This window comes from Enterobacter cloacae complex sp. 418I7, from assembly GCF_050030705.1.
Classification (GTDB): domain Bacteria; phylum Pseudomonadota; class Gammaproteobacteria; order Enterobacterales; family Enterobacteriaceae; genus Enterobacter; species Enterobacter intestinihominis.
Genome location: NZ_JBLGUU010000001.1, coordinates 4449530 through 4474435 on the forward strand (window position 1 = coordinate 4449530; position 24906 = coordinate 4474435).

The 24906-nt window shown below is 55.1% G+C and carries 15 protein-coding genes, 2 tRNA genes and 3 rRNA genes; 5 read left to right on the forward strand and 15 right to left on the reverse strand.

Going from position 1 to position 24906, the window contains the following annotated elements; genetic code table 11:
- Window positions 1-4 precede the first annotated feature (4 nt).
- The 4 genes from bcsB to bcsR are packed head-to-tail and all read right to left on the reverse strand — an operon-like array spanning window position 5 to window position 6003.
- Entirely contained in the window at window positions 5-2428 is a 2424-nt protein-coding gene (gene bcsB / locus ACQG0S_RS21470) for a cellulose biosynthesis cyclic di-GMP-binding regulatory protein BcsB (protein ID WP_071785220.1), read from the reverse strand.
- A gap of 10 nt (window positions 2429-2438) precedes the next feature.
- Complete coding sequence (gene bcsA, locus ACQG0S_RS21475; RefSeq protein WP_426750758.1) at window positions 2439-5054, reverse strand: UDP-forming cellulose synthase catalytic subunit; 2616 nt, start codon at window positions 5052-5054, stop codon at window positions 2439-2441.
- A complete protein-coding gene (gene bcsQ / locus ACQG0S_RS21480) occupies window positions 5051-5803 on the reverse strand; it encodes a cellulose biosynthesis protein BcsQ (RefSeq protein WP_048965872.1) in 753 nt (250 codons plus the stop codon). Before bcsQ ends, bcsA begins: the two co-directional genes overlap by 4 nt.
- Before the next feature lie 11 nt (window positions 5804-5814).
- Window positions 5815-6003, reverse strand: coding sequence for a cellulose biosynthesis protein BcsR (bcsR, locus tag ACQG0S_RS21485; protein ID WP_022649731.1), 189 nt, complete (start codon window positions 6001-6003; stop codon window positions 5815-5817).
- A gap of 174 nt (window positions 6004-6177) precedes the next feature.
- Between bcsR and bcsE the strand changes: the two genes are divergently transcribed.
- From bcsE to bcsG, 3 genes are read left to right on the forward strand one after another with little or no spacing between them, the layout of a single operon-like run.
- Window positions 6178-7740, forward strand: coding sequence for a cellulose biosynthesis c-di-GMP-binding protein BcsE (bcsE, locus tag ACQG0S_RS21490; RefSeq protein ID WP_048965873.1), 1563 nt, complete (start codon window positions 6178-6180; stop codon window positions 7738-7740).
- Window positions 7737-7931, forward strand: coding sequence for a cellulose biosynthesis protein BcsF (gene bcsF, locus ACQG0S_RS21495; RefSeq protein ID WP_022649733.1), 195 nt, complete (start codon window positions 7737-7739; stop codon window positions 7929-7931). The genes bcsE and bcsF overlap by 4 nt, the downstream gene beginning before the upstream one ends.
- Window positions 7924-9603: a cellulose biosynthesis protein BcsG gene (bcsG, locus tag ACQG0S_RS21500; RefSeq protein ID WP_023298844.1), complete on the forward strand. Its 1680-nt coding sequence runs from the start codon at window positions 7924-7926 to the stop codon at window positions 9601-9603. The genes bcsF and bcsG overlap by 8 nt, the downstream gene beginning before the upstream one ends.
- Window positions 9604-9636: 33 nt before the next feature.
- On the opposite strand, the gene birA is transcribed toward bcsG, so the two are convergent.
- The 11 genes from birA to pepQ form a co-directional block, all read right to left on the reverse strand.
- On the reverse strand, window positions 9637-10599 hold the full coding sequence (gene birA / locus ACQG0S_RS21505) for a bifunctional biotin--[acetyl-CoA-carboxylase] ligase/biotin operon repressor BirA (RefSeq protein ID WP_003861169.1): 963 nt from the start codon (window positions 10597-10599) through the stop codon (window positions 9637-9639).
- Window positions 10596-11624, reverse strand: coding sequence for a UDP-N-acetylmuramate dehydrogenase (murB, locus tag ACQG0S_RS21510; protein WP_048965874.1), 1029 nt, complete (start codon window positions 11622-11624; stop codon window positions 10596-10598). Before murB ends, birA begins: the two co-directional genes overlap by 4 nt.
- Before the next feature lie 134 nt (window positions 11625-11758).
- Window positions 11759-11874, reverse strand: a 5S ribosomal RNA gene (gene rrf / locus ACQG0S_RS21515).
- A 69-nt stretch (window positions 11875-11943) separates the two neighbouring features.
- A 23S ribosomal RNA gene (locus tag ACQG0S_RS21520) occupies window positions 11944-14849 on the reverse strand.
- Window positions 14850-15019: 170 nt separating this feature from the next.
- Window positions 15020-15095: transfer RNA gene (locus tag ACQG0S_RS21525), tRNA-Ala, on the reverse strand.
- A 105-nt stretch (window positions 15096-15200) separates the two neighbouring features.
- Window positions 15201-15277: transfer RNA gene (locus tag ACQG0S_RS21530), tRNA-Ile, on the reverse strand.
- 70 nt (window positions 15278-15347) lie between these two features.
- Window positions 15348-16889: ribosomal RNA gene (locus ACQG0S_RS21535) — 16S ribosomal RNA — on the reverse strand.
- Together the 16S, 23S and 5S rRNA genes with 2 tRNA genes alongside form the textbook arrangement of a ribosomal RNA operon.
- A 352-nt stretch (window positions 16890-17241) precedes the next feature.
- Window positions 17242-17787: a menaquinone-dependent protoporphyrinogen IX dehydrogenase gene (gene hemG / locus ACQG0S_RS21540; protein WP_023298846.1), complete on the reverse strand. Its 546-nt coding sequence runs from the start codon at window positions 17785-17787 to the stop codon at window positions 17242-17244.
- A gap of 10 nt (window positions 17788-17797) precedes the next feature.
- The gene (trkH, locus tag ACQG0S_RS21545; protein WP_022649737.1) at window positions 17798-19249 is read right to left on the reverse strand and encodes a Trk system potassium transporter TrkH; all 1452 of its coding nucleotides are present in this window, start codon (window positions 19247-19249) and stop codon (window positions 17798-17800) included.
- Window positions 19250-19290: 41 nt separating this feature from the next.
- Complete coding sequence (locus tag ACQG0S_RS21550) at window positions 19291-19905, reverse strand: IMPACT family protein (protein ID WP_015572737.1); 615 nt, start codon at window positions 19903-19905, stop codon at window positions 19291-19293.
- Window positions 19905-21236, reverse strand: a complete 1332-nt coding sequence (pepQ, locus tag ACQG0S_RS21555; RefSeq protein WP_022649738.1) for a Xaa-Pro dipeptidase — start codon at window positions 21234-21236, stop codon at window positions 19905-19907. Before pepQ ends, ACQG0S_RS21550 begins: the two co-directional genes overlap by 1 nt.
- 190 nt (window positions 21237-21426) lie before the next feature.
- On the opposite strand from pepQ, the gene fadB reads away from it, so the two are divergent.
- Together fadB and fadA are read left to right on the forward strand one after the other, a co-directional pair.
- Window positions 21427-23616, forward strand: a complete 2190-nt coding sequence (gene fadB, locus ACQG0S_RS21560) for a fatty acid oxidation complex subunit alpha FadB (RefSeq protein ID WP_023307160.1) — start codon at window positions 21427-21429, stop codon at window positions 23614-23616.
- 9 nt (window positions 23617-23625) lie between these two features.
- Window positions 23626-24789: an acetyl-CoA C-acyltransferase FadA gene (gene fadA / locus ACQG0S_RS21565; RefSeq protein ID WP_048965886.1), complete on the forward strand. Its 1164-nt coding sequence runs from the start codon at window positions 23626-23628 to the stop codon at window positions 24787-24789.
- The last annotated feature ends 117 nt before the right edge of the window (window positions 24790-24906 follow it).

Below are 24906 nucleotides of genomic sequence, written 5' to 3' on the forward strand. Positions count from 1 at the left end.
CGGCTTACTCATGGTCCGGGTTAAGACGACGACGGCTGATGATTCGCAGCAGACGCCACAATACCCATGCCAGCAATACAACGCTGAGCGCAGCCAGCACGGCCAGCAGCACCGGGTGGTTAGAGAGGGCGTACCACAGGCGTTCGAACCACGGCAGATGACCGACGTAGTAGACATCCCCCACGCGCAGGCTGTTTACCCCCGACTCACGGATCACCGAGACGGAACCGAACATTGCCGCCCGTTTACCGCTGTCGTTCATGGCCGTGTTGAGCAGCTCATAGCCGCGCGGGCTGTCCGCAAGCAGGGCGATCACGCTGCGCTGGTCGTTATACGGAGACTGGAAACCGACAATCGCAGCCATCGGACCCGTTGAGCTTACGGTCGTCCTGATATTGGCCTGGCGATCGCCGCTGTCCGGCATGATGCTCGGGAACTCGGTCTGACGCAGCGGCGTGTTGACCCATGACTGAGCCGCCTGCACTAGCAGATCGACGCGCTTCTCGTCTTTCAGCTTGTCCGGAATGTTGCCGATGACCATGATATCGGCATCTTTGTTCTGGATCTGGCTACCGTCATCCGTCACCGTCACGTTGATAGCCGGTAAGCCGGTTTGCGCCCCGACGGTGCCCATGGTGTCCAGCAGCGTGGCAACCTGGCCTTCGTTGGCCGCTTTTGGCATCACGACAATCGATTCAGAGAGATCAGCCATGCGGCTGAACGGGAAACTGGCGTTAGCAAACGCACGCAGATCCGGCATCGCGATAAAGTGGTAATACTTCGAGAAGTCGATTGTGGAATCATCACCAATCACCACGTGGTTTTGCACCGGCTGGAAGGTAATACAGTTTTCCACCGATCCACCCGGCATCGGGTTCATGTACTGGAAGTTAAACCGCAGCTGGTTCACCGCACCGAGCTTCAGCGCCGGGATCGACACATCGGTTTTGCCATCCAGCAGCCCCTGCAATACAGGCAGACGAAGCATCAACCGGTTTGTCTCCTGGCTGCTGGTCAGGCTGAAGGATTGCAGGAACTGGTTGTTGAGGCTGATATCCATGCGCGAGCTGTCTTTGGTTACCGGCGCGGTGTAACGGTAGTTCAGGTTGATATCAATGCCGTTGGTGCGCAGCAGATAGAGATCCGGCGGCAGGTTCAGCGACAGGCTGACAGGAGAAGGTTCAAGCCCGGTTGACTGCAATTGCTCTTCATAGGTTTTCAGCTCGCCGAAGGTAATCGCGCGGTCGGTGCGGACCCAGTTCGGCGCATCATAAGGCTTACGTGCCAGCAGCGGTTTCACCTCATCCACCACGACGCTATTACCGCGGAACAGGATATTGCCCTGCGCAATGCCTTTTGCCGCCTGCACCAGATCTTTATCATCACGCCCGAAGATCACCAGCAGCTTCACGTACGGATTGTCGGGATGGCTGATCATCTCGATGGTGGGCGCTTTCACCTCTGGATGGTCCCGCAGGAATGCCGGGCGTTTGGCGTTGGTGGCAAACACAATCGCGTTTTTGTCCGGCATTTTGTCGTACATAACCGGGAAACTCTGGCCACGCCAGCCGGAGCGGGAACCAAACCAGGATGCCACGATAGAGGCCGCCAGCTGTTCGGTCACATCAGGAGAGCCCGCAAACACCATTGGCAGGTTCAGTGGACGGTTATCACGCGGGTCGAAGAACGGCACCGGGAAGGCGGAGAGATCGTTTTTCAACGCCAGCGGCTGATAGGTCATCTGAAGCGAAGAGTTACGACCAACATCCAGCCACAGGGTGCTGCTGGCCGGGTTTTCACAGACATCGCGGTAATGGCCGACAAATTCCAGACGCACGCGGTTAAAGTCGGTGATAAACAGCGGGTTAATCGGCACCTGAGCCAGGGTTTTCTTACCCAGTTGCTCTTTGGTGACGGGCAGGACGTCCATCAGCTCATCATTCAGATAGACCTTAAGCTGGGATTGCACCGGCAGCAGCGACGGCGATGGCGTGTATTCCAGGTTGAGCATCGCTTTCGACACGACTTCATCGCTACGCATACCGAATTCGACACCGCCATTTGGGTTGATGCCGCGCAGAACCATGCTGCCCGGAGGAGGCGCGATCTGGGCGAACGTCAGCTTAACGTCACGCGACGGCGTATTTTCCGCAACCACCGGTGCACTGGCTCCCGGCACGCCAGGCATAACCTGCCCAACCACCGGGTTGTCGGCGGGCAGCGTATTCCCCGTCGTCGGCTGATTCGGGACGACGTTTTCCGTCTGCCCCGGCGCCGCCGTCACTACCGGATCGGTCGCTTGCGCGACGACAGGCACCGTTGGCGCGGGTGTGGTCGCTGCGTTATCAGGCGCCGCGTTAGCCACTGTTGCAGGGAGCGCACTCATCCCCATTGCCACTGCACATAACCAGGAAAGTTTTGTTTTCATCGCGTTATCATCATTGTTGAGCCATAACCGGGTCCGCCTGCTTCGCTTCATCTCGCTCAGGTCGACGCGGAATGAACGACACGACCCAGGAAACCAGTGAAGTAAGTGACCGGAAAATTAATTTCACCGACGACGGGGCAAATTCTGCAAGGTGACGATAGCCACGGAACCCCAGCTTAAGAATATCCAGCAGGCTTTCCAGAGGCTTATCCTCAGGGAAGCTGTCCTGCCAGAGAGCCCACGTATCCGCGCGGGCAAACGTACACTGCACAAAATCAATGTGTTGCTTTTTAGTCAGCGGCATCAGTTGCAGACCCACTTCATTTCCTCTCACACGCACCACCTGCGTCGGGAAGACATACTCCTGCTGGCCGCGCTTAAGCAATAGGTTGACCTTCTGCCCCTCAAGCACCTTCGCCTGACCGTTGATCTTGATACCCAGACCGCCATCCGAAAAGTCATGTACGGTACAGGAGAAGAGATGTCCATCGTCGCGGGCAATGGCCGCTGGCATGCTGATTTCGACGCGATGCGCGCGGCGAACCTGTTTGCTCTCCACTGATACCGCCACCGCGCCACCGAGGATAATCAGGTTATAAAACACCCACGCCATACTCACGAAGACCGTCAGAATTTCGTTTTCCGGGCCGTAGAAGTAGCGCCAGACCCCAACAATCACGCCCACAATATTCAGCAGCACCAGGAAGATATAGGGCCGGGAGATCACCCAGTCGACATACTCCTCTTCCACCAGCCCGCCCTTCGCGGTGACGTTGAATTTCCCTTTATGCGGGTTAATCAGCGCCACCATGGTTGGCGGCGCGATATACCAGGCCAGCACCGTTTCGTAGATTTCACTCCAGAACGAATGGCGATATTTCCCCTGAATCTTCGAGTTCGTCAGGCTGGCGTGGATCATGTGCGGCAGAACGAACAGGGCAATCATCAGCGCAGGCGCATAGATGATGTAAGCGTGAAGAAGCAGGAACGCCAGCGGCGCAGTGAGGAAGATAAGCCGAGGAATACCCGACAGGAAGTGGAACATGGCGTTGACGTAGCACAGCCGTTGCGCCAGTTTCAGTCCTTTACCCATCAGCGGGTTATCGAGGCGGAAAATTTGCACCATGCCGCGCGCCCAGCGAATACGCTGGCCGATATGCGCCGACAGGGATTCCGTGGCCAGCCCCGCCGCCTGAGGAATGCGCATGTAGGCGGAGGTATAGCCAAGACGGTGCAGACGCAGCGAAGTGTGCGCATCTTCCGTGACCGTCTCGACGGCGATCCCGCCAATTTCATCCAGCGGTTTACGGCGGATCACCGCACAGGAGCCGCAGAAGAATGTTGCGTCCCACATGTCGTTCCCGTCCTGCACCAGACCATAGAACAGTGTGCCCTCGTTCGGGGTTTTACGAAAACGACCGAGGTTACGTTCAAACGGGTCCGGCGAGAAGAAGTGGTGCGGCGTCTGCATCATCGCCAGCTCTTTCTCCTTCAGGAACCAGCCCATGGTCATTTGCAGGAACGAGCGCGTTGGCACGTGGTCGCAGTCGAAAATAGAGACGAACTCCCCTTTGGCATATTTCAGCGCATTGTTGATGTTACCGGCCTTAGCGTGTTCATGCGTGGTACGGGCGATGTACTCGACCCCTACTTCGTCCGCGAACTGGCGGAACTCGGCGCGGCCACCGTCATCAAGGATCCAGATTTTGATTTTATCCTTCGGCCAGTCGATACCCAGCGCGGCGTAAATGGTGTTTTTCACCACCGACAGGTCTTCGTTGTAGGTCGGCACGAAGAGGTCCACCGTTGGCCACTGGGTCGTGTCTTTTGGCAGCGGCACCGGCTGTCGATTCAGCGGCCAGATAACCTGGAAGTAACCCAGCACCAGCACGATCCAGGCGTAGGTCTCAGCAAACAGCAGCACTAACCCACACACCAGGCTGACCGGATCGTCCCAGTTCAGCGTTGAGGTATATCGCCACCAGATGTAGCGGCAGGAAACGGTCAGCGACAGCACGATCAGCATCAGGGCAGAAAAACGCCCCGGAATGCGCCGCACCAGCAGCGCCACGCCCCACAGCAGGATCAGGAAGGTAAACTGTGCCAGCGGGTTGAAGGGCTGGGTAATACAGACCAGCGCCAGTATGAGCGAGAACACCACCACCACGCCGAGAATAAAACGCCGTAAGCCCGGGTGAAGGTGCCCGAGCTCTTTGTGATTATCTAAATGACCTGTTCTATCGCCAACCCGGTCGGGTAGCCGGTTAAGCCGCTGGTGATAGTGTTCACGTAAGTTCTGCACGCGATCGAAGCTGCGCCAGCGGGACGTTTTTTTCTCCGCACCCGTTGAGGTCGCCAGAAGCCAGATGGACTGTATAGCGTAGCGCGCGGGATCGAGCGGACGCGGCTTGTCAGGGTTGATATGCGGATAGAGTTCACCGTGGCGCGCACGAATACGTTGCCAGCGTGGATGTTCGAGGGGGATGAACATCCACGCCAGAATCATCCAGAAGCAGCCCAGCGCAGCGCTCAGCGATGAGGCGCCGTGATGACGGTAATGGCGGTAGCGTTCACTTAAGCGCGAACTGACCGGCGGGATGAGCAACCAGTTGGTCAGGCGGCTCATACTGAACTCCCGGCAGGCTCCGGCCGTTTAGGAAAGTGCAGCAGACACCAGTTGGCCAGCGTCAGGATCTCTTCTGCCGCCAGTGAATCACTACGGTACTCCCCAAGCGGTTGTTTGGAAGCGAGGCACTCCGCCATCGCTTCGTCACGATGAATAACCATTGGCAACAGGCGGCGCTGACTCTGGAGCCAGACCTGGTATAGATCGTCCTGGATCTGGCTGCCAATGCGCAGATCGTTAATCAGAATATGGGCATTGGCAGGCATTGCCTGTTGATGCAGACGGATATGACAATTCGCATCTACGTTCGCAATGGAGAGCACATGGTCGCACTGCGCCAGAAGCTGGCGGGTCAGCGACGCGGCGCCGTGCGGCAGGTCCAGCAGGATCCACTGATAGTGTCCGCTCTCTTTCAGACTCTGCAAAGCGGTGGTGAAGCGAGAGAACAGGCGCTGAAACGCAGCTTCATTCCCGCGTTCGGTTTCCGTCATCTGACCAAAGGGAAGCAAATCGAGCTGGGAGGTATAGCGCAAACCCGCATCCCGCCAGTCTTTATCGTCCAGAAGCGCGCGCCCCCAGCCGTTTTCATGTGTAAAGTCGACATTGAATGACATGCGCAGCAAATTATCGGAGCAGGCATCAATAACCAGTACTGATTCACCTAAAACCTGTAATGACCACGCCAGCGCCGCGGTTACGGAAGTTGTACCCACTCCACCACGGACGCCCTGTAATCCTAGTACGGCCATCAATGGCTTCCTTATTGTTGTTGGGCAAACTCAGCTAATAACGGCCAACGTTTAATAGCCGCAGCCAACTGTTCCCGCTGGGAAATATCGGTGTAATCTATTTCAGGCAATGAAAAAGCCTGCGTGAGCGCCAGAAAATCGTTTTGGAATGTGTAACCCAGGCTTGGGTCGACTGGAGTTGCGGGTTCGTTATTTTGCATTCTTATTTCATCCCTTTGAGTAAAATCATAAGATTCAGATGCAGCGAGGCGTCCTGCCCACGAAATTTCATTTACATGCTAAATCTGATGTTCTTTAATTTCAATGTTAGGTTTATTTCTACGCTTTCGCTAGTAAACTGAGAGACATAGAAATTCGACGAAAAGAGGGACACCGTGGACTCCATATTTTCTATTGGCATCCAGTCATTATGGGACGAATTGCGCCACATGCCAGTCGGAGGAGTCTGGTGGGTTAATACGGATCGTAATGAAGATGCCATCAGTCTGGTAAACCAGACGATAGCGGCGCAGGGTAAGGATTACCGCGTGGCCGTCATTACGATGGGCGATGAGCCAAAGTCAATCATCAGGCTCGAAACTGACCGTGGACCCCAGACAGTACGATTATTTTCCATGCCAGCGGAGGCCGACAGTTTATACTTTTTGCCCCGCGATATTCAGTGCTCTATTGTTCCTGAACACTATTTACTGATTCTTAAATGTTCTCAAAACGGTCTACAAAATATCCCGTCTGAAAAACTGCTGAAATGGCTGGGAAGAATCAGCAGATGGGCAAAAAATCAAAATTGCACCTTATTGGTTGTTAACCCGGGCAGTAATAACGACAAACTTTTTTCACTTTTAATGAGTGAATACCGTTTCCTCTATGGCCTGGCCAGTATTCGTGTCCAGACTGACAGCCATCTTTACGACGTGGCTTTCTGGTGCAATGAAAAAGGGGTGAGCTCCCGACAGCAGCTTACCCTCAAAAATGTCGGGGACGAGTGGCATCTTGCTCAACAGGAAGAGACGGTGGTTCAGCCACGTAGTGATGAAAAGCGCGTTCTGAGTCATATTGCGGTACTGGAAGGTGCGCCTGCACTGTCTGAGCATTGGTCACTGTTCGAAACTAACGAGGCCTTATTTGATGAGGCGCGCACCACGCAGGCGGCGACCATTATCTTCTCGTTGATCCAGAATAACCAAATCGAAACGCTGGCACGGCACATTCACACATTACGTCGCCAGCGCGGCAGCGCGTTAAAAATCGTGGTACGTGAAAATAATACCAGCCTGCGCGCCACCGATGAGCGCTTATTACTGGGCTGCGGCGCGAATATGGTCATTCCCTGGAATGCTCCCCTGTCGCGCTGTCTGACGCTGATCGAAAGCATTCAGGGCCAGCAGTTTAATCGATATGTTCCGGAAGATATCAGCACCCTGCTTTCAATGACGCAGCCGATGAAACTGCGCGGCTACCAGAAATGGGACACCTTCTGCGATGCGGTGGGCAACATGATGAGCAATACGCTTTTACCGGCAGACGGAAAAGGGGTGATGGTTGCCCTGCGTCCTGTGCCGGGCATTCGCATTGAGCAGGCGCTCACCTTGTGCCGCCCTAATCGTATCGGGGATATCATGACCATTGGCGATAATCGCCTGGTGCTGTTCCTCTCCTTCTGTCGGGTGAACGATCTGGATACCGCCCTGAACCATATCTTCCCGCTGCCTACCGGGGATATTTTCTCGAACCGCATGGTCTGGTTTGAAGATAATTTGATCAGCGCTGAGCTTGTCCAGATGCGAGCCCTGGCACCTGAAAAATGGGCCAAACCGTTGCCTGTAACAAGTGGTGCCAAACCGGTTCTGAACGCGAAACATGATGGGCACGTATGGCGTCGGGTTCCTGAGCCGCTACGCTTAATGGATGAGAACAAGGAGAGCGTTCCATTATGAATATCAGCGATATCATCCAACTGGTTGTTCTGTGCGCGCTGATTTTTTTGCCGCTTGGCTACTATGCACGCCATTCCCTGCGCCGTATTCGCGATACGATCAGATTACTGTTCGTCAAACCTCGCTATATTAAACCCGCCGGAACACTGACTCGCGCTTCAAACGTCAAGGCAAACCGAAAACATGACTAATTCTACCTATACCTCTTCGGCGCCATCGCCACTCTGGCAATACTGGCGCGGTCTGTCCGGCTGGAATTTCTACTTTCTGGTGAAGTTTGGTCTGCTGTGGGCAGGCTATCTTAATTTCCACCCGCTGCTTAATCTGGTGTTTATGGCATTCCTGCTGATGCCAATCCCGAACCTCAGGCTGCACCGTATACGTCACTGGATTGCTATCCCTATCGGTTTCGCCCTGTTCTGGCATGATACCTGGCTACCCGGCCCCGAAAGCATTATGAGCCAGGGTTCCCAGGTCGCAGGTTTCAGTGCGGACTATATGCTCGATCTGGTTGAGCGCTTTATTAACTGGCAGATGATTGGCGCGGTATTTGTCCTGCTGGTTGCCTGGCTGTTCCTGTCTCAGTGGATCCGGGTGACGGTGTTTGTCGTCGCGATTATGATCTGGCTAAACGTACTGACGCTGACGGGCCCGAGCTTCTCGCTGTGGCCAGCCGGTCAGCCGACGACAACCGTAACCACCACGGGCGGTTCCGCCGCCGCTACCGTCGCGACAGCAGGGGATACGCCTGTGGTTGGGGATATTCCAGCGCAGACGGCGCCGCCGACATCTACGAACCTGAACGCGTGGCTCTCCAGTTTTTACGCTGCGGAAGATAAGCGTCAGACGAAATTCCCGGACGCGCTGCCTGCCGATGCTCAGCCGTTTGAGTTGCTGGTCATTAACATCTGTTCTCTGTCCTGGGCTGACGTTGACGCGGCTGGTTTGATGTCGCACCCGCTGTGGTCGCATTTCGATATTCAGTTCAAAGACTTCAACTCGGCCACGTCGTACAGCGGCCCAGCGGCTATCCGCCTACTGCGCGCGAGCTGTGGGCAGCCCTCGCATAAGAACCTCTACCAGCCGGCAGCTAACCAGTGTTACCTGTTTGATAACCTGGCAAAACTGGGCTTTACCCAACACCTGATGATGGGCCATAACGGTCAGTTCGGTAACTTCCTGAAAGAAGTGCGTGAACAGGGTGGCATGCAGGCCCCACTGATGGACCAGAAAGGGCTGCCAGTGACGTTACTGGGCTTCGATGGCTCGCCGGTCTATGACGATACCGCCGTACTTCAGCGCTGGTTCGACACCGTCGGTAAAGAGGAAGGGACGCGTAGCGCGACGTTCTATAATACGCTGCCGCTTCACGACGGGAACCATTATCCCGGCGTAAGTAAAACGGCCGATTATAAGGCCCGTGCGCAGAAGTTCTTCGACGAGCTGAACGCGTTCTTCAACGAGCTGGAAAAATCAGGCCGTAAAGTGATGGTGGTGGTGGTCCCGGAACATGGTGGAGCGCTGAAAGGCGACAGGATGCAGGTGTCTGGTCTGCGCGATATCCCAAGCCCGTCCATCACAAACGTTCCGGCCGGGATTAAGTTCTTTGGCATGAAGGCACCGCATCAGGGCGCGCCAGTTGAGATCACCCAGCCAAGCAGCTATCTGGCCATCTCGGAACTGGTTGCTCGCGCTGTAGACGGTAAGCTGTTTGTGGAAGATAGCGTGAACTGGGATCAGCTCACCAGCGGGCTGCCGCAGACGGCGGAGGTATCGGAAAACGCCAATGCGGTGGTGATCCAGTATCAGAATAAGCCTTATGTCCGACTGAATGCCGGGGATTGGGTGCCGTATCCGCAGTGACCTGCTACACCCTCTCCCCCTGTGGGGAGAGGGTTACTCTGCACTTCGTAATGAAATTTCACCGCCCACCCAGGGCTTAATCACGCCATCCTGTTCAAGCAGCAACGCGCCCTGCGCGTCAATGCCGCGTGATGTGCCGTAAATCTCTTTATCCCCAATCAGCAGCTTCACCGGTCGGTTAATAAAGTTATCCAGCTTTTCCCAGCGGGACAGGAATGGCGCTAACCCCTCTTGTTCAAAGAGCGTCAGCGAACTACGCAACTCATTGATCATGCGGACGGCAAGCGTATTGCGATCGATGGTGATCCCCGCTTCCTGTAGGTTGGTCCAGGCCTGGTTCACGACATCGTTCTGCACGTTTCGCATCACCATGTTCAGCCCCGCCCCAATGACGATCTGTGCGGCATCGCCTGTTTTTCCTGTCAGTTCGACCAGGATCCCCGCCAGCTTTCGATCGTTGAGATACAGATCGTTGGGCCATTTTACCCGCACCTGATCGGCACCCAGATCGTGCAGCACCTCTGCCATCACAATGCCGATGACCAGGCTCAGCCCGATGGCCGCAGCTGGCCCCTGTTCAAGCCGCCAGTACATGGAAAGGTAGAGGTTGGCACCAAATGGCGAAAACCACTTACGCCCCCGGCGGCCACGTCCTGCCTGTTGGTACTCGGCAACGCAGGCATCACCGGATTTCAGCTCGCTCAGGCGATCCAGCAGATACTGGTTCGTCGAATCAATGACCGGCAATACCGCGACGTTACCGTGTCCAATCTGGCTGCGGATGATCTCTTCATTCAGTAACTGGATTGGTTCCGGCAGGCTGTAGCCTTTTCCCGGTACCGTAAACACATCCACGCCCCAGTCGCGGAGCGTTTGAATATGTTTATTGATGGCAGCGCGGCTCATGCCCAGCTGTTCGCCCAGCTGCTCGCCAGAATGAAACTCGCCATCAGCAAGAATACCGATGAGAGTTAACGGAATAGTATTGTCCTTCACGCAATGGTCTCCACGGCATTCACTTCGCCCGTTCGGCCAATAAAGCGAACTTCAGGCTCCAGCCAGACGTTGAATTTTTCGCCCACGCGCTGGCGAACATGATGCGCCAGGTTGACGACATCCTCACTTGTCGCGTTGGACTGATTGATCAGCACCAGTGCCTGCTGACGATGAACAGCAGCGCCACCAAGCGTTGTACCTTTTAATTCACATTGATCGATAAGCCAGCCTGCGGCCAGCTTCACGCTGCCATCCGCCTGAGGATAATGCGGGGCCGTTGGCCAGCCAGCGAGAAACGCTTTCGCTTTTTCGCTGCCGATCACCGGATTTTTGAAGAAACTGCCCGCATTTCCATTCACTTTCGGGTCCGGAAGCTTGGTCATTCGCATGTGGCAAACGGAATCAAAAACCTCACGCGGTGTGACGGTAGCCGGATCGAGACGGGCCAGATCGCCGTAAGTCAGAACAGGTTTCCATGCTTTCGCCAGACGCAGGCCAACGGCCACAATGACAAAACGATCCTGATAGTCGTGCTTGAAAATGCTGTCGCGATAGCCAAAGCGGCACTGCTCTGCGGTCAAACGCTTCGCCGTTCCGGTCGCGAGTTCGATGCAGTCGACATATTCGCAGACGTGTTTCAGTTCGATGCCGTAGGCACCGATGTTTTGAATAGGAGATGATCCTGCACAGCCCGGGATCAGGGCCAGGTTTTCCAGTCCGGGCATCCCTTTTTCAAGGGTATATTGCACCAGATGGTGCCAGTTTTCGCCAGCACCCACGTGTAAATGCCAGCTGTCAGCGCTCTCATTACGCTCAATCCCCATGATGCGATTAACGATTACCGTCCCCGCAAAATCATCGAGAAACAGGACATTACTTCCTTCGCCCAGAATAAGTACGGGTTCACCGTTTTCTGTTGCGTTTTGCCAGGCATTCAGCAACTGCTGAGCACTGTCGGCACGTACAATTTGATTAGCATTCCGTTGAATACCAAAGGTATTCCAGGGCTTAAGGGAGTGATTCATAGACGCTATCCTGATGCAAAAACCGGGATAGTTTACCGTATATACGAAGGGATGGGTGATTAGTTTATGGAAAGGAAGCAGGTGCAGAAACGCAAAAAGGCCATCCTTTCGGATGGCCTCTTCACTTGTTTGATGCCTGGCAGTTCCCTACTCTCACATGGGGAGACCCCACACTACCATCGGCGCTACGGCGTTTCACTTCTGAGTTCGGCATGGGGTCAGGTGGGACCACCGCGCTAAAGCCGCCAGGCAAATTCTGTTAATCTGTATCAGGCTGAAAATCGTGTCTGTCTCTTCGCCGAAACAGCTTCGGCGTTGTAAGGTTAAGCCTCACGGTTCATTAGTATCGGTTAGCTCAACGCATCGCTGCGCTTACACACCCGACCTATCAACGTCGTAGTCTTCAACGTTCCTTCAGGAGACTTAAAGTCTCAGGGAGAACTCATCTCGGGGCAAGTTTCGTGCTTAGATGCTTTCAGCACTTATCTCTTCCGCATTTAGCTACCGGGCAGTGCCATTGGCATGACAACCCGAACACCAGTGATGCGTCCACTCCGGTCCTCTCGTACTAGGAGCAGCCCCCCTCAATTCTCCAGCGCCCACGGCAGATAGGGACCGAACTGTCTCACGACGTTCTAAACCCAGCTCGCGTACCACTTTAAATGGCGAACAGCCATACCCTTGGGACCTACTTCAGCCCCAGGATGTGATGAGCCGACATCGAGGTGCCAAACACCGCCGTCGATATGAACTCTTGGGCGGTATCAGCCTGTTATCCCCGGAGTACCTTTTATCCGTTGAGCGATGGCCCTTCCATTCAGAACCACCGGATCACTATGACCTGCTTTCGCACCTGCTCGCGCCGTCACGCTCGCAGTCAAGCTGGCTTATGCCATTGCACTAACCTCCTGATGTCCGACCAGGATTAGCCAACCTTCGTGCTCCTCCGTTACTCTTTGGGAGGAGACCGCCCCAGTCAAACTACCCACCAGACACTGTCCGCAACCCGGATTACGGGTCTACGTTAGAACACCAGCCATTAAAGGGTGGTATTTCAAGGTTGGCTCCACGCAGACTGGCGTCCACGCTTCAAAGCCTCCCACCTATCCTACACATCAAGGACCAGTGTTCAGTGTCAAGCTATAGTAAAGGTTCACGGGGTCTTTCCGTCTTGCCGCGGGTACACTGCATCTTCACAGCGAGTTCAATTTCACTGAGTCTCGGGTGGAGACAGCCTGGCCATCATTACGCCATTCGTGCAGGTCGGAACTTACCCGACAAGGAATTTCGCTACCTTAGGACCGTTATAGTTACGGCCGCCGTTTACCGGGGCTTCGATCAAGAGCTTCGCGTTGCCGCTAACCCCATCAATTAACCTTCCGGCACCGGGCAGGCGTCACACCGTATACGTCCACTTTCGTGTTTGCACAGTGCTGTGTTTTTAATAAACAGTTGCAGCCAGCTGGTATCTTCGACTGATTTCAGCTCCGTCCGCAGGGACTTCACCTACCTATCAGCGTGCCTTCTCCCGAAGTTACGGCACCATTTTGCCTAGTTCCTTCACCCGAGTTCTCTCAAGCGCCTTGGTATTCTCTACCTGACCACCTGTGTCGGTTTGGGGTACGATTTCGTGTTACCTGATGCTTAGAGGCTTTTCCTGGAAGCAGGGCATTTATCACTTCAGCACCGTAGTGCCTCGTCATCACACCTCAGCGTTAACAAGGTACCGGATTTACCTGGAACCTCCGCCTACATGCTTAAACCGGGACAACCGTCGCCCGGCTGACATAGCCTTCTCCGTCCCCCCTTCGCAGTAACACCAAGTACAGGAATATTAACCTGTTTCCCATCGACTACGCCTTTCGGCCTCGCCTTAGGGGTCGACTCACCCTGCCCCGATTAACGTTGGACAGGAACCCTTGGTCTTCCGGCGAGCGGGCTTTTCACCCGCTTTATCGTTACTTATGTCAGCATTCGCACTTCTGATACCTCCAGCATGCCTCACAGCACACCTTCAACGGCTTACAGAACGCTCCCCTACCCAACAACGCCTAAGCGTCGCTGCCGCAGCTTCGGTGCATGGTTTAGCCCCGTTACATCTTCCGCGCAGGCCGACTCGACCAGTGAGCTATTACGCTTTCTTTAAATGATGGCTGCTTCTAAGCCAACATCCTGGCTGTCTGTGCCTTCCCACATCGTTTCCCACTTAACCATGACTTTGGGACCTTAGCTGGCGGTCTGGGTTGTTTCCCTCTTCACGACGGACGTTAGCACCCGCCGTGTGTCTCCCGTGATAACATTCTTCGGTATTCGTAGTTTGCATCGGGTTGGTAAGCCGGGATGGCCCCCTAGCCGAAACAGTGCTCTACCCCCGAAGATGAGTTCACGAGGCGCTACCTAAATAGCTTTCGGGGAGAACCAGCTATCTCCCGGTTTGATTGGCCTTTCACCCCCAGCCACAGGTCATCCGCTAATTTTTCAACATTAGTCGGTTCGGTCCTCCAGTTAGTGTTACCCAACCTTCAACCTGCCCATGGCTAGATCACCGGGTTTCGGGTCTATACCCTGCAACTTAACGCCCAGTTAAGACTCGGTTTCCCTTCGGCTCCCCTATACGGTTAACCTTGCTACAGAATATAAGTCGCTGACCCATTATACAAAAGGTACGCAGTCACCCCATAAAGAGGCTCCCACTGCTTGTACGTACACGGTTTCAGGTTCTTTTTCACTCCCCTCGCCGGGGTTCTTTTCGCCTTTCCCTCACGGTACTGGTTCACTATCGGTCAGTCAGGAGTATTTAGCCTTGGAGGATGGTCCCCCCATATTCAGACAGGATACCACGTGTCCCGCCCTACTCTTCGAGTTCACAGCAAGTGTGCTTTCGTGTACGGGACTATCACCCTGTACCGTCGGACTTTCCAGACCGTTCCACTAACACACAAGCTGATTCAGACTCCGGGCTGCTCCCCGTTCGCTCGCCGCTACTGGGGGAATCTCGGTTGATTTCTTTTCCTCGGGGTACTTAGATGTTTCAGTTCCCCCGGTTCGCCTCGTTAACCTATGTATTCAGTTAACGATAGTGCAACGGATTGCACTGGGTTTCCCCATTCGGACATCGCCGGGTCAAAGGTTCATATCACCTCGCCGGCGCTTTTCGCAGATTAGCACGTCCTTCATCGCCTCTGACTGCCAGGGCATCCACCGTGTACGCTTAGTCGCTTAACCTCACAACCCGAAGATGTTTCACTTCTGATTGCGAAAATTTGAGAGACTCGAACACACATGAGCTGTGTGTCGTTTCAATTTTCAGCTTGATCCAGATTTTTAAAGAGCAAAACTTCGCAGTGCACCTTTTCAGGTTCACTCTGAAGTTTTCTTGTGTTCGCAGTAAAGGATGGTGGAGCTATGCGGGATCGAACCGCAGACCTCCTGCGTGCAAGGCAGGCGCTCTCCCAGCTGAGCTATAGCCCCATCGTAGTTATCTCTCTACCGGTAATTTTTGTTGAGGCAAGGCGTGGTGACACGAAGCATACTCAGGTATGTGAGTGTCGCCGCAACGCAGCATCAGCAAAAATTTGGTAGGCCTGAGTGGACTTGAACCACCGACCTCACCCTTATCAGGGGTGCGCTCTAACCACCTGAGCTACAAGCCTGCAGAGATTTTTTACTGCTGTTTTTCATCAGACAATCTGTGTGGACACTACAAAGGCAGGTTCTTTAAGGTAAGGAGGTGATCCAACCGCAGGTTCCCCTACGGTTACCTTGTTACGACTTCACCCCAGTCATGAATCACAAAGTGGTAAGCGCCCTCCCGAAGGTTAAGCTACCTACTTCTTTTGCAACCCACTCCCATGGTGTGACGGGCGGTGTGTACAAGGCCCGGGAACGTATTCACCGTGGCATTCTGATCCACGATTACTAGCGATTCCGACTTCATGGAGTCGAGTTGCAGACTCCAATCCGGACTACGACGCACTTTATGAGGTCCGCTTGCTCTCGCGAGGTCGCTTCTCTTTGTATGCGCCATTGTAGCACGTGTGTAGCCCTACTCGTAAGGGCCATGATGACTTGACGTCATCCCCACCTTCCTCCAGTTTATCACTGGCAGTCTCCTTTGAGTTCCCGGCCTAACCGCTGGCAACAAAGGATAAGGGTTGCGCTCGTTGCGGGACTTAACCCAACATTTCACAACACGAGCTGACGACAGCCATGCAGCACCTGTCTCAGAGTTCCCGAAGGCACCAAAGCATCTCTGCTAAGTTCTCTGGATGTCAAGAGTAGGTAAGGTTCTTCGCGTTGCATCGAATTAAACCACATGCTCCACCGCTTGTGCGGGCCCCCGTCAATTCATTTGAGTTTTAACCTTGCGGCCGTACTCCCCAGGCGGTCGACTTAACGCGTTAGCTCCGGAAGCCACGCCTCAAGGGCACAACCTCCAAGTCGACATCGTTTACGGCGTGGACTACCAGGGTATCTAATCCTGTTTGCTCCCCACGCTTTCGCACCTGAGCGTCAGTCTTTGTCCAGGGGGCCGCCTTCGCCACCGGTATTCCTCCAGATCTCTACGCATTTCACCGCTACACCTGGAATTCTACCCCCCTCTACAAGACTCTAGCCTGCCAGTTTCGAATGCAGTTCCCAGGTTGAGCCCGGGGATTTCACATCCGACTTGACAGACCGCCTGCGTGCGCTTTACGCCCAGTAATTCCGATTAACGCTTGCACCCTCCGTATTACCGCGGCTGCTGGCACGGAGTTAGCCGGTGCTTCTTCTGCGGGTAACGTCAATCGACAGGGTTATTAACCCTGTCGCCTTCCTCCCCGCTGAAAGTACTTTACAACCCGAAGGCCTTCTTCATACACGCGGCATGGCTGCATCAGGCTTGCGCCCATTGTGCAATATTCCCCACTGCTGCCTCCCGTAGGAGTCTGGACCGTGTCTCAGTTCCAGTGTGGCTGGTCATCCTCTCAGACCAGCTAGGGATCGTCGCCTAGGTGAGCCGTTACCCCACCTACTAGCTAATCCCATCTGGGCACATCCGATGGCAAGAGGCCCGAAGGTCCCCCTCTTTGGTCTTGCGACGTTATGCGGTATTAGCTACCGTTTCCAGTAGTTATCCCCCTCCATCAGGCAGTTTCCCAGACATTACTCACCCGTCCGCCACTCGTCAGCGAAGCAGCAAGCTGCTTCCTGTTACCGTTCGACTTGCATGTGTTAGGCCTGCCGCCAGCGTTCAATCTGAGCCATGATCAAACTCTTCAATTTAAGTTTGATGCTCGTGAATTAAACTTCGTAATGAATTACGTATGTTCACTCAGAGACTTGGTATTCATTTTTCGTCCGAGGACGTTAAGAATCCATGTCACTTTGAGTGCCCACACAGATTGTCTGATAAATTGTTAAAGAGCAGTGCCGCTACGTTTTCGCTGCGGCGCGGGGTGTGCATATTACGCTTTCCCGCTTCAGAGTCAAGCGTTTATTTTGCTTTTCTCTGCTGACCCGGCGGCGTGTGTACCGTTGTTCCGTGTCAGTGGAGGCGCATTATAGGGAGTTCTTCTGAAGTGACAAGCACTAAATACAAAAAACTTTTCGTTCGCTCACTTTTCAAACTCAACGCTTATTTAACCCGCGAATCGTCCGTTAAACGTGCAATTTCACGGGCAAAACTGGCCACTTGATCCCAGTCGGTATAAACCACTTCTTTACGCGTATCCGTTTCCCCGCCCGTCATCTTCATGATCAGGCGGATCATAAAGCGGTCATACCAGCGGTAACGCGGATAACGCAGCGCGCCCGCAAAGACAGAACAGATATCGGGCTGCCATGGCGAGCTCAGCAAAAACTTGCGCGTATAGCTGTTAGTCTGCGGTGTACGCTTCTCTGCTTTACGGGCAACCAGGTTGACCGAGTAAAACGCGCCGGGCAGCTTAGCGAGCTCCGCCGTATGCTTTTTCACAAAGCGATCCAGCGCCGGATGGAAATGACCGTAACGAATTGAAGCGCCAATGACCACACGGTCGTAATCCTGCCAGGCAAGCTGTTCAGTGCGATTCAGGTTCACCACATCAGAATAAATGCCCAGCTCTTTGAGTTCAGAAGCCAGATATGAAGCAATCTCACGCGTTTGCCCATCACGCGTTGAGAAAAGAATTAACGTTTTCACCAATGTCTCCTTACTCACGCCAGAATGTTGGGGTAAACAGCACCAGCAGCGTAAAGACCTCAAGACGACCAAACAGCATATTGGCGATTAAGATCCACTTTGCCACCGGGTTCATACTGGCGAAATTATCCGCCACGACACCCAGCCCCGGCCCCAGGTTGTTTAACGTTGCCACCACAGAGGCGAAGGCAGAGAAATCATCCACGCCCGTGGCGATAATCGCCAGCATACTGACAATAAAGACCAGCGCATAAGCGGAGAAGAATCCCCACACCGCTTCGAGGATACGCTCCGGCAGTGCACGATTGCCCAGCTTGATGCTGTAAACCGCATTCGGGTGGACGAGACGTTTAAGTTCACGGTTCCCCTGCTTGAACAGCAGCAGAATACGGATCACCTTCAGGCCGCCGCCCGTCGACCCGGCACAGCCGCCGATAAACGCAGAGCACAACAGCAGCACCGGCAGGAACAGCGGCCAACGCGCAATACTGTCCGTGGTGAAACCGGCGGTTGTCGCCATCGATACCACCTGGAAGAAGGCCTGGTTCAGGGTCGTGACCGCCGAGTTATAGACATCGTGGAACCACAGTACCAGGGTACAGATGATCACCAGGGTCAACTGGACGCCAATAAACATCCGGAATTCCGGGTCGCGCCAGTACACCTTCAGGCTCCGGCCGCTAAGCAACGAGAAGTGTAGACCGTAGTTACAGCCTGAGATCAGCAAAAAGATGGCAATGATGGTATTGATCGTCGGGCTGTCGAAGTACCCAACGCTGGCATCGTGGGTGGAGAACCCGCCGATAGCGATAGTGGCAAAGCTGTGCCCGATGGCATCAAACGCAGGCATCCCGGCAAACCACAGCGCCAGCGCGCAGGCCACCGTCAGCAGGACATAAATAAGCCAAAGGGTTTTCGCCGTCTCCGCAATACGCGGGCGCATCTTGTTATCTTTCAACGGGCCAGGCATTTCAGCCCGGTAAAGCTGCATCCCCCCGACGCCCAGAATCGGCAGGATAGCCACCGCCAGCACGATGATCCCCATACCGCCGAACCACTGGAGCATCTGCCGGTAAAAGAGAATTGCATGCGGGAGTGAATCCAGCCCCACAAGCGTGGTGGCCCCGGTGGTCGTTAATCCGGAGAACGATTCAAAAAACGCATCCGTGACGGTGAGATTCGGTTGTTCAGAGAAGATAAACGGCAGCGCACCCACGCTTCCCAGTACCGTCCAGAACAGGACCACGATCAGAAAACCCTCCCGGGATTTCAGTTCACCTTTCTCACGGCGGTTTGGCCACCACAGCAGGGAGCCAATCGTCAGCGCGACAAAAAAGGTTTGCGTAAATGCACGCCCCGCGCCGTCCCGGTAGATAAGCGCCACCAGTCCGGGAATGATCATTGTCCCGGAGAAAAGTATGACCAGCAATCCAACGATTCGGGTAATGGCACGAAAATGCATCTCTGCCGCTTCCTTAGGTATTCAAAATTGTGAGGTGGGGATTATTCTTCAATCGGCAGTAATTGCAATGAACCGCGACTAAAATCAGCGAGTTTTGCTGAAAAAGCAGCCAGTTCCGCCTGAGGAAGCGCCACGCGTAATTGCACCATTGCCTGATAATCACTGTGTGCGATGACGCCGTTAAACTGTTTAAGCAGTGCTTCGATACCCGATAGCTGGGCGTAATCGCATAACAAAGTATATTCCGTAAGTGGCGTTTTGCGGGTTGTTATCAGCAGATTAAGCGCCTGCTGGACACCCCCTCCGTAGGCTTTAACCAGCCCTCCGGTGCCTAACAAAATGCCCCCGTAGTAGCGGACCACGACGGCGGTGATTTCACCCACGCCGCTGCCCATCAACTGGGATAGCATCGGTTTTCCGGCCGTACCCGCCGGTTCACCGTCGTCAGAAAACCCGAGCTGCTGTGAGTCGTCTGGCGGCCCTGCGACCCACGCCACACAGTGATGGCGGGCATCGGGGTGCTGCGCGCGGACGGACTCGACGAACGCCTTCGCCGCCTCCACGCCGTCAGTATGCGCCAACAGCGTGATAAAGCGGCTTTTCTTGATTTCCTCAACAAAGGTGACCGGCTCGGCCGGTATCAGCCAGCTTTCCATCAGGCCAGCTTCAGATCTCGCGTCATGTTCTCAATGCTGTTCTCGTGAATAACCACGTTATCCTCGATACGAATGCCGCCAAACGGCTTCAGCGCTTCAATTTTCTCCCAGTTGAAGTGCTTGCTGAACTGCCCTTCCCGCCACGGCGCCAGCAGGGATTCAATAAAGTAGATGCCCGGCTCAATGGTCAATACCATACGCGGCGCCAGAACGCGGGTGCAGCGCAGATAAGGATATTTAGACGGTGCCGCCAGGTGCGTACCGGTATCATCCTGCATAAAGCCCGCGACGTCATGAACCTGTAAACCCAGCGGGTGGCCGATACCGTGCGGCATAAATGGCCCGGTCAGATCGTTCTCAACCATCGCCTCTTCGCTCATGTCTTTGACAATCTGATGTTTACGCAGCAGTTTAGCGATGCGCTGATGGAACTGGATGTGATAATCCACGTAGCTGGTTCCGGCCTTCATGGTGCCAATCAGCGCCAGCTGTTCGTCGTTCACGTCTTTGATCAATTGCGCAAAATCAGTATCCGCATTCGCCGCCCAGGTACGGGTCAGGTCTGCCGCATAGCCATTGTACTCAGCCCCCGCGTCCAGCAGGAAGCTGCGCATCTCAGCCGGAACCTGATGATCCAGTTTGGTGTAGTGCAGAACCGAGGCATGTTCATTCAGCGCCACGATGTTGCTGTACGGCACGTCGGTATCGCGGTGGCCGGTCGCCGTCAGGTAGGCCTGATTGATATCGAACTCGCTCATACCGGACTGGAACGCTTCGTGCGCCGCACGGTGGCCATTCACCGCCGTTTTTTGCGCTTCACGCATGCAGTAAAGTTCGTAGTCGGTCTTGTAGGCGCGATAGTAGTGCAGATAATCCAGCACGCCTTTCGGGTTGAGTTTATCTGCCGGAATATCCAGACCCAGCGCACGCTCAGGAACCGGACCAATGTAGCCGATGTTCCCACGCGCCGCTGGCAACTGGCTGCCAATGCCGTCTGCTTTTGGCAGCGCAATCACGTCAATTTCTTCGGTCCAGAATGAGGTCGGCAGCGGCTCCACGTTGTGCCAGTAATCGACCGGCAGGTAGAACCACAGTTTCGGCTTGTTCACGCCATCCACCAGCAGCCAGCAATTTGGAACCTGCGTGACAGGCACCCAGGCTTTAAACTGCGGGTTAACCTTGAAGGGATAAGCGTGGTCATCAAGAAAAGTATTCATCAACTCGCCGGAGTGGATCAGCAGGGCATCCAGCTTGAAGCGGGCCAGTACATCGCGGGTACGTTCCTGTAGGGTAACGATATGATTTTTATAAAGCGAAGCCAGTGAGTCCATCATTCTTCCTTTCGTTTTTTTGACCTCAAGTCATCGCATCTTAGCACACCTCACTCCGGCTGCGTGATTTCCACCGACCGTGATCAGCGCAGCAATTTCTTAATGACTAATTTGCATTTTATTAACATAAATTCCACACTCCGTTTCATCTGGTATGACCAGATCCAATTGCTGGATTCAGGAGACCGACATGCTCTACAAAGGCGACACCCTGTACGTAGACTGGCTGGAAGATGGCATTGCCGAACTGGTGTTCGATGCCCCCGGCTCAGTGAACAAGCTTGATACCGCGACGGTGGCCAGTCTTGGCCAGGCGCTGGATGTACTTGAAAAGCAATCAGATTTGAAAGGGCTGCTGCTGCGCTCCAACAAAGCGGCCTTTATCGTTGGCGCGGATATCACCGAATTCCTGTCGCTGTTCCTGGTGCCCGAAGAGCAGCTGAGCCAGTGGCTGCACTTTGCGAACAGCGTCTTTAATCGTCTGGAAGATCTGCCTGTCCCGACCCTTTCTGCCGTTAACGGTTACGCGCTGGGCGGCGGCTGCGAATGCGTGTTAGCCACTGATTACCGTCTGGCGACCCCAGACCTGCGCATCGGCCTGCCGGAAACCAAACTGGGCATTATGCCGGGCTTTGGTGGCTCGGTGCGTATGCCGCGCATGTTGGGTGCCGACAGCGCGCTGGAAATCATTGCCGCAGGTAAAGATGTCGGCGCGGAACAGGCGCAGAAAATCGGTCTGGTGGACGGCGTGGTTAAGCCTGAAAAACTGATTGAAGGCGCTGTCGCCATACTGCGTCAGGCGATTAACGGCGATCTCGACTGGAAAGCCAAACGTCAGCCAAAGCTGGAGCCGTTGAAGCTCAGCAAAATTGAAGCCACCATGAGCTTCACCATCGCCAAGGGCATGGTGATGCAGACGGCGGGTAAACACTACCCGGCGCCGATCACGGCGGTGAAAACCATTGAAGCGGCAGCCCGTCTGGGCCGTGATGAAGCCCTGAAGCTGGAAAACCAGAGCTTTGTCCCGCTGGCGCACACCAACGAAGCCCGCGCGCTGGTTGGTATCTTCCTTAACGATCAGTTCGTGAAGGGCAAAGCCAAACAACTCACCAAAAACGTTGAAACGCCAAAACACGCGGCGGTACTCGGCGCGGGCATTATGGGTGGCGGCATCGCCTACCAGTCTGCATGGAAAGGCGTGCCGGTAGTGATGAAAGACATCAACGAGAAATCCCTGACGCTGGGCATGACCGAAGCGGCCAAGCTGCTGAATAAACAGCTTGAGCGCGGCAAAATTGACGGTCTGAAGCTTGCAGGCGTGATCTCCACCATCCAGCCAGTACTGGAATACAGCGGTTTCGACCGTGTGGACGTGGTGGTTGAAGCGGTCGTCGAGAACCCGAAAGTGAAAAAAGCGGTGCTGGCCGAAACCGAAGACAAGGTACGTCCGGAAACCGTGCTGGCCTCTAACACCTCCACCATTCCTATCAGCGAACTGGCGAGCGTGCTGAAGCGTCCGGAAAACTTCTGCGGGATGCACTTCTTTAACCCGGTGCATCGCATGCCGCTGGTCGAAGTGATCCGTGGGGAAAAAACCTCCGACGAAACCATCGCCAAAGTGGTGGCGTGGGCGAGCAAGATGGGCAAAACGCCAATCGTCGTTAACGACTGCCCGGGCTTCTTCGTTAACCGCGTGCTGTTCCCGTACTTCGCCGGTTTCAGCCAGCTGCTGCGCGACGGCGCAGACTTCCGCAAAATCGACAAAGTGATGGAAAAACAGTTCGGCTGGCCGATGGGCCCGGCGTACCTGCTGGACGTTGTCGGCATCGACACTGCCCATCACGCGCAGGCGGTGATGGCGGCGGGCTTCCCGCAGCGCATGCAGAAAGATTATCGCGACGCCATTGACGCCCTGTTCGACGCCAACCGCTTTGGGCAGAAAAACGGTCTGGGCTTCTGGCGCTATAAAGAAGACAGCAAAGGCAAACCGAAGAAAGAAGAAGATCCGGCGGTGGATGGCCTGCTGGCCGACGTCAGTCAGCCAAAACGCGACTTCACTGACGATGAGATCATCGCCCGGATGATGATCCCGATGATCAACGAAGTAGTGCGTTGCCTCGAAGAAGGCATTATCGCCAGCCCGGCAGAAGCGGATATGGCGCTGGTGTACGGCCTCGGCTTCCCTCCGTTCCACGGCGGCGCGTTCCGTTGGCTGGATACGCTCGGCAGCGCTCGCTATCTCGATATGGCTCAGCAATATCAGCACCTCGGTCCGCTTTATGAGGTGCCGGAAGGTCTGCGTAACAAAGCGCGCCATAACGAACCCTACTATCCAGCAGTTGAGCCAGCCCGTCCGGTTGGCACGCTGAAAACGGCTTAAGGAGTCACAATGGAAAAGGTTGTCATTGTTGATGCAATTCGCACCCCGATGGGCCGTTCAAAAGGCGGTGCATTCCGTAACGTGCGTGCGGAAGATCTCTCGGCGCACCTGATGCGTAGCCTGCTGGCGCGTAACCCGGCGATGGACCCTGCTGCGCTGGACGATATTTACTGGGGCTGCGTCCAGCAGACGCTGGAGCAGGGTTTCAACATCGCCCGTAACGCGTCTCTGCTGGCGGAGATCCCGCATTCGGTTCCGGCGGTCACCGTCAACCGTCTTTGCGGCTCGTCGATGCAGGCGCTGCACGACGCGGCACGGATGATCATGACCGGCGATGCGCAGGCCTGTCTGGTGGGCGGCGTGGAGCACATGGGCCACGTGCCGATGAGCCACGGGGTCGATTTCCATCCGGGCATGAGCCGCAACGTGGCGAAAGCCGCCGGTATGATGGGCCTGACCGCCGAGATGCTCTCCCGTCTGCACGGCATCAGCCGTGAAATGCAGGATGCCTTTGCCGCGCGCTCGCATGCCCGCGCCTGGGCCGCCACGCAGTCTGGTGCCTTTAAAAATGAGATCATCCCAACCGGCGGTCACGACGCAGACGGCGTACTGAAGCAGTTCAGCTACGACGAAGTTATCCGTCCTGAAACCACTGTTGAAGCGCTTTCTACCCTGCGTCCGGCGTTTGATCCGGTCACCGGCACGGTAACGGCGGGCACCTCGTCTGCCCTGTCCGACGGTGCCGCCGCCATGTTAGTGATGAGCGAAAGCCGCGCCCGCGAATTAGGCCTGACGCCACGCGCCCGCGTGCGTTCGATGGCAGTCGTGGGCTGCGATCCTTCCATCATGGGTTACGGTCCGGTCCCGGCGTCAAAACTGGCGCTGAAAAAAGCGGGGCTGAGCGCAAGTGATATCGACCTCTTTGAGATGAATGAAGCGTTCGCCGCGCAGATCCTGCCGTGCATTAAAGATCTGGGGCTGATGGATCAGATCGACGAGAAGATTAACCTCAATGGCGGCGCGATCGCCCTCGGTCACCCGCTGGGCTGCTCCGGGGCGCGTATCAGCACCACGCTGATCAACCTGATGGAACGCAAAGATGCCCAGTTCGGACTGGCGACGATGTGTATCGGGTTGGGTCAGGGGATCGCGACGGTGTTTGAGAGAGTGTAAATGTAAATAAGGAAAAGTATCTTAAAGCCAATGACGTCAGAACAAGGCGGCAAGCGAGCGAATCCCGATGAGCTTACATTAGTAAGTGATTCGGGTGAACGAGCGCAGCCAACGCAG

What these genes read in the sequence shown, in the direction of transcription:
- bcsB (WP_071785220.1), bottom strand. Translation starts at nt 2,428, where the DNA reads ATGAAAACAAAACTTTCCTGGTTATGTGCAGTGGCAATGGGGATGAGT.
- bcsF (WP_022649733.1), top strand. Translation starts at nt 7,737, where the DNA reads ATGAATATCAGCGATATCATCCAACTGGTTGTTCTGTGCGCGCTGATT.
- bcsG (WP_023298844.1), top strand. Translation starts at nt 7,924, where the DNA reads ATGACTAATTCTACCTATACCTCTTCGGCGCCATCGCCACTCTGGCAA.
- pepQ (WP_022649738.1), bottom strand. Translation starts at nt 21,236, where the DNA reads ATGGACTCACTGGCTTCGCTTTATAAAAATCATATCGTTACCCTACAG.
- trkH (WP_022649737.1), bottom strand. Translation starts at nt 19,249, where the DNA reads ATGCATTTTCGTGCCATTACCCGAATCGTTGGATTGCTGGTCATACTT.
- bcsA (WP_426750758.1), bottom strand. Translation starts at nt 5,054, where the DNA reads ATGAGCCGCCTGACCAACTGGTTGCTCATCCCGCCGGTCAGTTCGCGC.
- fadB (WP_023307160.1), top strand. Translation starts at nt 21,427, where the DNA reads ATGCTCTACAAAGGCGACACCCTGTACGTAGACTGGCTGGAAGATGGC.
- fadA (WP_048965886.1), top strand. Translation starts at nt 23,626, where the DNA reads ATGGAAAAGGTTGTCATTGTTGATGCAATTCGCACCCCGATGGGCCGT.
- bcsR (WP_022649731.1), bottom strand. Translation starts at nt 6,003, where the DNA reads ATGCAAAATAACGAACCCGCAACTCCAGTCGACCCAAGCCTGGGTTAC.
- murB (WP_048965874.1), bottom strand. Translation starts at nt 11,624, where the DNA reads ATGAATCACTCCCTTAAGCCCTGGAATACCTTTGGTATTCAACGGAAT.
- bcsQ (WP_048965872.1), bottom strand. Translation starts at nt 5,803, where the DNA reads ATGGCCGTACTAGGATTACAGGGCGTCCGTGGTGGAGTGGGTACAACT.
- ACQG0S_RS21550 (WP_015572737.1), bottom strand. Translation starts at nt 19,905, where the DNA reads ATGGAAAGCTGGCTGATACCGGCCGAGCCGGTCACCTTTGTTGAGGAA.